The sequence below is a fragment of the Actinomadura sp. 3N508 genome, from assembly GCF_044326375.1.
Classification (GTDB): Bacteria; Actinomycetota; Actinomycetes; order Streptosporangiales; family Streptosporangiaceae; genus Spirillospora.
On record NZ_JBIRAX010000026.1, the window covers coordinates 1 to 8,662 of the forward strand.

At 74.0% G+C, this 8,662-nt stretch carries 7 protein-coding genes; 4 read left to right on the plus strand and 3 right to left on the minus strand.

Features of this window, described 5'->3' with window-relative positions:
* Window positions 1-57: 57 nt before the first annotated feature.
* From ACH34S_RS41685 to ACH34S_RS41695, 3 genes are read right to left on the minus strand one after another with little or no spacing between them, the layout of a single operon-like run.
* On the minus strand, window positions 58-825 hold the full coding sequence (locus ACH34S_RS41685; protein WP_395958472.1) for a BTAD domain-containing putative transcriptional regulator: 768 nt from the start codon (window positions 823-825) through the stop codon (window positions 58-60).
* Window positions 826-850: 25 nt separating this feature from the next.
* Window positions 851-3,988: an amino acid adenylation domain-containing protein gene (locus ACH34S_RS41690; RefSeq protein ID WP_395958473.1), complete on the minus strand. Its 3,138-nt coding sequence runs from the start codon at window positions 3,986-3,988 to the stop codon at window positions 851-853.
* Window positions 3,985-4,710, minus strand: a complete 726-nt coding sequence (locus ACH34S_RS41695; RefSeq protein ID WP_395958474.1) for a hypothetical protein — start codon at window positions 4,708-4,710, stop codon at window positions 3,985-3,987. Before ACH34S_RS41695 ends, ACH34S_RS41690 begins: the two co-directional genes overlap by 4 nt.
* Before the next feature lie 321 nt (window positions 4,711-5,031).
* Between ACH34S_RS41695 and ACH34S_RS41700 the strand changes: the two genes are divergently transcribed.
* The 4 genes from ACH34S_RS41700 to ACH34S_RS41715 all read left to right on the plus strand — a co-directional run bounded on the left by ACH34S_RS41700 (window position 5,032) and on the right by ACH34S_RS41715 (window position 8,463).
* A complete protein-coding gene (locus tag ACH34S_RS41700; protein WP_395958475.1) occupies window positions 5,032-5,334 on the plus strand; it encodes a hypothetical protein in 303 nt (100 codons plus the stop codon).
* Window positions 5,331-6,146 carry an SDR family NAD(P)-dependent oxidoreductase gene (locus tag ACH34S_RS41705; RefSeq protein WP_395958476.1) on the plus strand — a complete coding sequence of 272 codons (816 nt, stop codon included), beginning with the start codon at window positions 5,331-5,333 and terminating at the stop codon, window positions 6,144-6,146. The genes ACH34S_RS41700 and ACH34S_RS41705 overlap by 4 nt, the downstream gene beginning before the upstream one ends.
* A 35-nt stretch (window positions 6,147-6,181) precedes the next feature.
* Window positions 6,182-6,790, plus strand: coding sequence for a TetR/AcrR family transcriptional regulator (locus ACH34S_RS41710; RefSeq protein WP_395958477.1), 609 nt, complete (start codon window positions 6,182-6,184; stop codon window positions 6,788-6,790).
* Between the two features lie 107 nt (window positions 6,791-6,897).
* Window positions 6,898-8,463 (plus strand): MFS transporter, encoded by a 1,566-nt coding sequence (locus ACH34S_RS41715; protein ID WP_395958478.1) that lies wholly within the window; start codon window positions 6,898-6,900, stop codon window positions 8,461-8,463.
* The last annotated feature ends 199 nt before the right edge of the window (window positions 8,464-8,662 follow it).

Genomic DNA, 8,662 nt, shown 5'->3' on the forward strand with positions numbered 1-8,662 from the left:
GCGTGGGGCCGGGTCAACGCCTTGGCCCCTGGGCCTACCGTGAAAGCGCGGTCGCGGTCAGCCCGCGACGGGGACGCGTCCGGTGTCGCACGCCAGGATCGTCCGCTGGACCTCCCGGAGCTTGCGCCCCGGCTCGAGGCCGAGCTCGCGGTCGAGGGTCTCCCACGCCATGCGGTAGACGCGCAGCGCGTCGGCGCGGCGGTCCGAGCCGTACAGGGCGCGCATGAGCTGCTCGTAGAAGACCTCGTTGAGCGGGTACTCGTTGATGAGCCCGTACAGGGGGCTCACCACCTCGCGGTGGCGGCCGAGCAGCAGCCTGGCCTCCACGTCCATCTCCAGGCACTCGACCCGGGTCTCCTCGACCCGGGCGACGAGGCTGCGGCCGATCGGCCCGAGCGTCAGGCCGCTCATCATGGGGCCGCGCCAGAGGCCGAGGGCGCGTTCGAACACCGCCATGGCCTCCTCGAAGCGCTCCCGCATCAGGAGCGTCCGCCCCTTCCGGACGTGGTCCTGGAAGACCAGGTAGTCGACGTCGGCGGGGTCGACGCGCAGCAGGTAGCCGGGCGCCTGGGTGATGATCGGGCCGGCGTCCGCGCCGAACCGGGACAGCAGCTTGCGCAGCTGGGAGATGTAGACGTGCAGGGCGGGCAGGGCCCGCAATGGGGGCTGCTCGTCCCAGATCTCACTGATGAGCTGCTTGGTCGAGACCACCTGGTTGGGGCACACCAGCAGCACGGCGAGGGCGGTCTCGATCTTCTGGGCCGGCACGATGTGCGAGATGTCGCCGTCCACCAGCCGGACCGGCCCCAGAACCTGATACTTCATGCGTCGTCTCCTCCACCGGATCCGGTCACTCGTGCGCCGGGTCCTGCTTGGCGAGCTCGGACCGCACGCGGGCGGCCAGAGCCAAAGGCGTCGGGTGTTCGAAGATCTCGGCGAGCGGCAGTCCCACCGACGTCAGCTCCTCGACCCGCTGGCCGAGCAGTGCGCCCTGGAGGGAGTCGCCGCCGCTGAGGAAGAAGTTCGTGTCGGGCTTCGCGCCGGGCACGCCGAGCAGGTCGTGCCACAGCCCGAGCAGTTCCGTCACGAGCTCGTCGCCGGTGTCGCCGGCGTCCGCGCCGGCGTCGGGGCGGGCCGCCGGGCGGGCGGCGGCCGCGGCCTCCTCCTGCCCCGCGAGCCGGGTGAGCGCCGGGTAGTCGACCTTGTCGTTGGCGGTCTTCGGGAACTCGCCGACCACCGCGAACCGCGCCGGGACCATCGAGCGCGGCATCCGCTCGGCCGCCCACCGCCACAGCTCCTCGGGCTCGGGCGGCGTCCCGGCCGCGGTGACGAACGCGACCAGCCGCCCGTCCGCGCTCGGGTCGCCGTGCAGGACGACGGCCGCCGCGCGCAGCACGGGATGCTCGGCCAGCGTCGCCTCGACCTCGCCCAGCTCGATCCGGTTGCCGCGCAGCTTGATCTGCCGGTCGGCGCGGCCGAGCAGGACGAGGCTGCCGTCCGCGCGCCAGAACGCGTCGTCGCCCGTCCGGTAGACGCGGCCGAGGCCGGGGACGTCCGGGAAGCGCTCGGCGGTCAGCTCGGGGCGCCCGTGGTAGCCGTCGGCGAGCCCGGCGCCCGCGATGCACAGCTCGCCCCGCACGCCGATCGGCAGCTCCCGGTTCCGGTCGTCCAGGACGTGGACGCGGGTGTCGCGGATGGGGCGGCCCACGTGCACCTGCCGGTCCACGGGGCCGGACAGCACCGCCGACGTCGACCAGATCGTCGTCTCGGTCGGGCCGTAGACGTGGTGCAGCTCGCAGCCGGTGCCGAGCAGCCTGCGGGCGAGCTCGGGCGGCAGCGGCTCGCCGCCGCACAGCGCCTGCCTGCCGCCGAGGGCCTGCCCCGCCTCGTCCAGCACGGCCCGCCAGGTGGTGGGCGTGGCCTGGACGGCGTCGGCGCCGTGCCGCACGACGAGGTCGGCGAGGACGCGGCCGTCGAGCCGCGCCTCGTCGGGCGCGACCACGACGCGGCCGCCCGAGGCGAGCGGCACCAGCAGTTCCAGGCCCGAGATGTCGAACGCGAACGTGGTCAGCCACACCATCGCGTGGCCGTCGCCCGCGCCGAGCTCGGCCGCGAAGTGCGCGACGAGGTTCGCCAGCGCCCGGCGGCCGACGAGGGTGCCCTTCGGGCGTCCCGTCGAACCCGAGGTGTACATCAGGTAGGCGAGGGCGTCCGGGTCGTCGTCCGGGGCGGGGCCCGGGGCGGCGTCGCCCGTGGCGGGTACCGGCGGCACCTCCACCGCGCGCGGGATCTCCACGTCCGGCCGCTTCCCGGACCACAGCAGCGTCCCGGCGCCGGAGTCGGCGAGCTGGTAGGACAGCCGCGAGGCGGGGTGGTCGGGGTCGAGCGGCAGGTAGGCGGCGCCCGCCAGCCACACGCCGAGGACGGCCGCGGCCAGCTCGGGGCCGCGGGGCGCGGCGACCGCGACGATGTCGCCAGGCCCGGCCCCCTCCAGCAGGTCGCGGACGGCGAGCGCGCCCGCCCAGAGCCCGCCCCTGGTCACCACGCGGTCGCCGGCGACCAGCGCGGCCGCCGCCGGGTCGGCGGCGGCGCGGGCGTGCACGGCGGCCAGCACGCCGGGGGCGTCCTCCGCGGCGGTGTCGTTGGCTGCGCCGATGACGGCCCGGTCGTGCCCGCCCCACGCCCGCAGGGCGCCGACGGCGGCGTCCGGGTCGCGGTCGAGCGCGAGCAGCAGCTCCTCGAAGCGCTCGATCATCAGCTCGACGTCGTCCCGGTCGAACAGTTCCGAGCGGTAGACGGCGCGGATGCGGATGCCGTCCGGGGCCGACATGACGAAGAACTCCAGGTCGAACTTCGCCGAGCCGTTCTCCAGGTGCAGCGGCTCGGCCTTGGTGCCGCCGAGCGCGAACGCCGGGACGCCGAACCCCTCCACGTAGTTGAAGGCGTGCTGGAACAGCATGTTCCGCCAGGTGTCGCCGGTGCGGCGGGTGCGGCGGGTCAGCTCGTCGACCGGGACGTCGGCGTGCGTCAGCGCGTCGAAGTACCCGTCGCGGGTGCGGCGCACGAAGTCGCGGACGCTCTCCCCCGGGTCGAGCCGCATCCGCAGCGGCAGCACGTTGATGTGGTAGCCGATGGCGCGCGGCGCGTCCTGCGGCCGGATGTTGGCCGGGACGCCGACGACGAGCTCGGGCCCGGCGCCGTGCGCGTCGAGCAGCAGCAGGTACGCGGCCAGCAGCACGACCGTCTCCGGGGCGCGGACCGTGCGCTGGACCCGGCGGACGGCCGCGACCGCGGTCTCCGGCAGCGCGCGGACCAGGTGGTCCCCGGCCAGCGTCGGCGCCGGGACGTCGGGGCGCCCGCAGCGCAGCGCGGGCGGTGCGCCGGTGTGCCCGGCCAGCCGCTCCCGCCAGTACTCCTCGCTCGCCGGCCGCACCGGCGGGTCGGGCAGCGCGGGCGCTACGGCGTCCAGCGCCGGCGGCAGCGGCCGCCCGGCGGCGAGGCTCTCGTAGGCGGCCGCGAACTCCTCGACGAACACCGGGATGGACGTGGCGTCGAAGACCAGGTGATGGACGACGAAGCACAGGGCGTCGCCGTCCGGCCCGGCCAGCAGGCCCGCCCGCAGCAGCGGCGCGCCGGTCATCTCGAAGGGCTGCGCGACGAAGGGCGCGAACTCCTCCTCCGGGTCGCCGCCGGACGAGGTCAGCCGCACCACCTCCGGCGCGGCCGACTCGGCCTCGTCCGCGGGGAGGACCGTGCGGATCAGCTGCGCGCCCTCGGCGCGGTAGCCGGTGCGCAGCGACTCGTGCCTGCGCAGCAGCGCCGCGAGCGCGGCGCTGATGGCGGGCGGCGAAAGCCGGCCCTCGGTGCGGAAGGCGAACGCCAGGTTGTTGGGCACCCCGCCGGGGACCATCCGGTCGAGGAGCCACAGCGCCTCCTCGCGGACGGTGGCGGGCCGCCTCACGGGCGCGTTCCGGACGGGTGTGCTCACCGGTCCACCTCTCCAAGCAGGTCGCTGACGGCCGCGACGACGTTCGCGTCGCGCAGCAGTTCGGCGTGCGGCAGGTCGAAGACGATCTCCCGGGCGACCGTGCCGTCCCGCTCACCGGGCGGCAGGGTGTTGAGGCCGTTGTGCGGGGTCGCCGAGGTGATGGCCGTCGCGGTGGCCCAGCCCGCGCGCGGGTCGAGCTCGGCGGCCGACACCAGGTAGGACAGGAAGGCGCGGAAGCCGCCGAGCAGCTCGGCGGTGCGGTCCGCGGCCAGCCCGACCTCGGTGAGGGCCGGTTCGCCGTAGGCGACGACCAGATCGCTCAGCGCCATGGCCAGATCCGGCATGTTGGATATGTCACTTAAAGCCCGGTCGCCGTCGGCGCGGGCCGCGTCGGCGCGGCCCGGCCGCATGAACCCGGCCAGGGCGCCGATCGCGTCGCCGAAGTGGCGGTGCAGCAGCGCGGGGTGCGGCCGCTCCGGGTCGAACACGATCAGTTGCGGGGCGTCCTGCCAGGTGGCGACGCGTTCCGCGAGGCCCGCCGCGAAGACGCTGCCGACGCAGTAGCCCAGCACGGCGGTGACCCTGTGGCCCGACGCCCGGACGTCGGCGGTCCAGCGGTCCAGGTGGTCGTGCGCCGTCCTGTCGGCGGGATCCGGCGGAGCGGTCTCCCAGACGGCGCAGTCGGTCTCGACCTTGGGAATCAGGTCGCTGAAGGATCCCACGGTCCGGCCCGTGGTCGCGGAGAAGTCGGACGCGAGAATGAGGTCCCCCGTAGTGGAACCCCGAAGGACGTTATACGTCGCAGGCTGTTCCATGTCCCCTCTTGATTTAATCCGATTGGCGTGCCTGAATCGAGCTCAAGGCTCGCATCCGGTTGCATGAACCGGAACCCCTATCCATGCCGGCGGCCTGCCGCCATTCCACCTCCTATCGCTCCGGTAGGGGCCGGTAGGGGCTTCTGCCGCCTCCCCGGTAACACCTACGCTCCGTCCTGCCGGACTCAATTCAGTCCGCCGGGACGACCACGAAATTAAGGGGAGAGAATGGGCGTAGACGGCACCTGGCATCTGACTCTCGACAGCGCCATGGGAAAGCAGGAGTTCGATTTCGACATCAAGGCGGACGGGACCGGGCTGATCGGCACCGGGTCCGCGGAGGGCCGCGAGGTGGTCCCGGAGATCATCGGCGGGACGCTGGACGGGGACACCGCGTCCTGGAAGCTCAAGGTGCGCAAGCCGATGCGGATCACGCTGACCTTCACCGTCAAGGTGGCGGGCGACGAGATGACCGGCAAGACCAAGGCCGGGATCTTCGGCAGCTTCCCCGTGACCGGCCAGCGGACATGAGCGCCACCGCCCCAGGCCCCGTCCCCGACCACGCCCCCGACCACGTCCGCCCGTTCGCCGGCACCACGGCTGTGGTGACCGGCGGCGGCTCGGGGATCGGCCTCGCCACCGCGCGCATGCTGGCCGCGCGCGGCGCCGAAGTCGCCTGCGTCGACCTGGACCCGTCCGCCGCGACCGAACCCCTGTTAGGGGTGCGCGGCGACCTCGCCGACGACGGGGTCGCGGCGGCCGTCGCCACCGCGGCCGAGCGCCTCGGCGGCATCGACGTCCTGATCAACCACGCCGGGCTGCTGGCCCGGGGCTCGTTCGAGGTCAACGAGCTCGACGAGTGGCGGCGGGTCTTCGAGGTGAACGTGCTCGGGCTCGTCCGCGTCAGCCGGGCGGCGATGCCGTGGCTGCGCAAGTCGGCAGGGGCGGGACGGAACCCGGCGATCGTCAACACCTGCTCGATCACCGCGCTGGTGGGGATGCCGGGCGGGGCCGCCTACGGCGCGTCCAAGGGCGCGGTGTACTCCCTGACGCTGTCGATGGCCGCCGACCTGCTGGCCGAGGGAATCCGGGTGAACTGCGTGGCGCCGGGACCGGTCGACACCCCGTGGGTGCGCCGCGAGCTCGCGGCCGCGCCCGACCCGGAGGCGGCCCTGGCGGCGGTGCACGCGCGCCAGCCCAACGGCCGGCTGATCACCGCCGAGGAGGTCGCCGAGGCGATCTGCCACCTGGCCGGGCCGCTGTCGGCGGCCACCACCGGGACCGTGCACGTCATCGACGGCGGGCTGCGCGGCCTGCGTGTCCCGGCGGCCGCCGGACGGTGATTGACAAAATGACATTCTGACGTCAGAGTGTCCATATGACACGCAAGAAGCCGGCCGAGGACAGGCGCGTGGAGATCCTCACCGCGGCCATGACGGTCTTCGGCCGTTACGGCTACCGGCGCACGTCCATGGAAATGATCGCCAAGGCGGCGGGCATCTCGCGGCCCGCGCTGTACCAGCACTTCAGCGGCCGCGAGGACGTCTTCCGCGCGATGGGCGCCCACATGCTCGACGGGGTGCTGCGCAGCGCGCGGGAGGCCGCCGCGGCCGAGAACACCCTGGCCGACCAGTTGTACGCGGCCCTGGCGATCAAACTGCGGACGGTGCTCGGCTCGGTCGGGGCCGGGCACCGCGCCGAACTGCTCACCGAGGCCGGGGTGATCGCCCCCGACCTGATGCTCTCGTTCAAGAACCGGTTCGCGGCCCTCGTCGCGGACCTGCTCGCCGCCGCGACCGGCGGCCCGGATCCGCTCGCCCCGGGCATGACGGCCGACGAGTGCGCCGACCTGCTGCTGGACGCCGTCGTCGGGATCAGCCAGGCCGACGGCACGCCCGGCCAGCTGCACCGCCGGCTGCGCCAGCTGGTGGAGCTGACCGTCCGCGGGCTCGGCACCCCCGAACCCGTACCCGCGGCCACGCCATGAACGGCACGGCGAACCGCACGGCGAACCGCACGGCGAACCGCACGACCGCACGCGCACGACCACCCGCACCAATCCGTCAATAACGTCCGTCAGGAGACCCGAGGGAAATGGACGCCGACACCGTTTACCGACGCCGATGGCTGACCCTGGCCGTCCTCAGCCTCTGCCTGGTGATCAGCGGGCTCGACGCCCTGGTGATCGCCATGGCGGTGCCGAACATCCAGAGCGATCTCGGGGCCACCGTCGGGGAGATGCAGTGGTCCGTCGACGCCTACACGCTGGCCTTCGGCGCCCTGTTACTGCTCGCCGGCACCCTCGGCGACCGCCTCGGGCACAAGCCGATGCTGCTCGGCGGGCTGGTGCTGATCCTCGGCTTCTCCGTCGCCGCCGCCTTCGCCGGGACGCCCGCCACCCTGATCGCCTTCCGCGCCGGGATGGGCGTCGGCTCGGCGATGGTGATGCCCGCCACCCTGGCGATCATCAAGCACATCTTCCCGCCCGAGGAACAGGCCAAGGCCATCGGCGTCTGGTCGGGCGCCGCCGGGATCGGCATCCCGCTCGGCCCCGTGATCGGCGGGCTGCTGCTGGACCACTTCTGGTGGGGCTCGATCTTCCTGATCAACATCCCGGTCGTCGCGATCGCGCTAATCGGCGGGGTACTGCTGATCCCGTACTGGCGGGTGGAGCGGCCGACCCGGCTGGACCCGGTCGGCGCGCTGCTCGCGGTCGCGGGCCTCGTCCTGCTGGTCTACGGGCTGATCGAGGTCCCCGTGCACGGCTGGACGGGCACCCAGACCCTCGTCGGGCTGATCGCCGGCGTCGTGCTGCTCGTCGCGTTCGTGGCCTGGGAGGCCCGCACCCGCACCCCGATGCTGCCGCTGTCGCTGTTCGCCAACCGCCGCTTCAGCGGGTCCGCCGCCGCGCTGACCTGCCAGGCCTTCGCGCTGTTCGGCAGCCTGTTCGTGCTCACCCAGTACTTCCAGATCGCCCGCCAGCACGACCCGCTGTCGTCCGGGCTGCGCATCCTCGCGATCTGCACGCTGATCATCTCCTCCCCGCTGGCGCCCTACGTGGTCAAGGCCATCGGCGACAAGCTGACCATCATCACCGGCCTGCTGATCATCGCGGCGGGCGCGTTCGCGCTGTCCACCGCCGACGTGACCGCCGAGACGACGGTGCTGGTCAGCCTGGCCGTCATGGGCTTCGGCATCGGCCTTTCCATCCCGCCGTCGGTGGACGGCATCCTCGCCAACGCGCCATCGCACCAGGCCGGCACCGCGTCGGCCGTCAACGACACCGCGCTGCAGCTCGGCGGCGCCATCGGCGTCGCGGTGCTTGGCACCGCGATGACGTCGGCCTACCAGAGCGCGCTGCCGTCGCTGGCGGGGCTGTCGGACACCGACCAGTCGCAGGTCCGCGACTCGCTGGGCAGCGCGCTCGCGGCGACCGCGCGGCTCGGCCAGGACGGGCAGCGGCTCGCCGCCCAGGCCACCGACGCGTTCGGCACCGGCATGGGCGCGGCCGCCGTCACCAGCGGCTGCGTCGCGCTGCTCGGCGCCGTCATCACCCTGCTCCTGATGCCCCGCGGCCAGAAGTCCCCTGCCGCGGCGCATGCCGGAGTGGCCGCGAGTGACCCGCAGGACGCGCGCCTGGGCACAGGCGTCGCGGACTGACCCCGACGGGTCCGCCGCCGCTCCGGAATCGGGCCGCCCCCCCCCCCCGCGGGGCCCGGGGGGGGGGGCCCCCCCGCGGCCGACCCTCCCGCGGCCGACCGCCCAGCGGCCGACCGCAGCGTCACCGTCCGCCACACGGCCGAGCCACCCCCTCCGGCCGAACCCCCTGTGCCGGACGGCCGCGCTGCGGGACGCCCCG

Bases quoted from the DNA above. Each gene is read 5' to 3' on its own strand.
- ACH34S_RS41685 (WP_395958472.1), bottom strand. From the start codon at position 825: ATGAAGTATCAGGTTCTGGGGCCGGTCCGGCTGGTGGACGGCGACATC.
- ACH34S_RS41700 (WP_395958475.1), top strand. From the start codon at position 5,032: ATGGGCGTAGACGGCACCTGGCATCTGACTCTCGACAGCGCCATGGGA.
- ACH34S_RS41705 (WP_395958476.1), top strand. From the start codon at position 5,331: ATGAGCGCCACCGCCCCAGGCCCCGTCCCCGACCACGCCCCCGACCAC.
- ACH34S_RS41710 (WP_395958477.1), top strand. From the start codon at position 6,182: ATGACACGCAAGAAGCCGGCCGAGGACAGGCGCGTGGAGATCCTCACC.
- ACH34S_RS41715 (WP_395958478.1), top strand. From the start codon at position 6,898: ATGGACGCCGACACCGTTTACCGACGCCGATGGCTGACCCTGGCCGTC.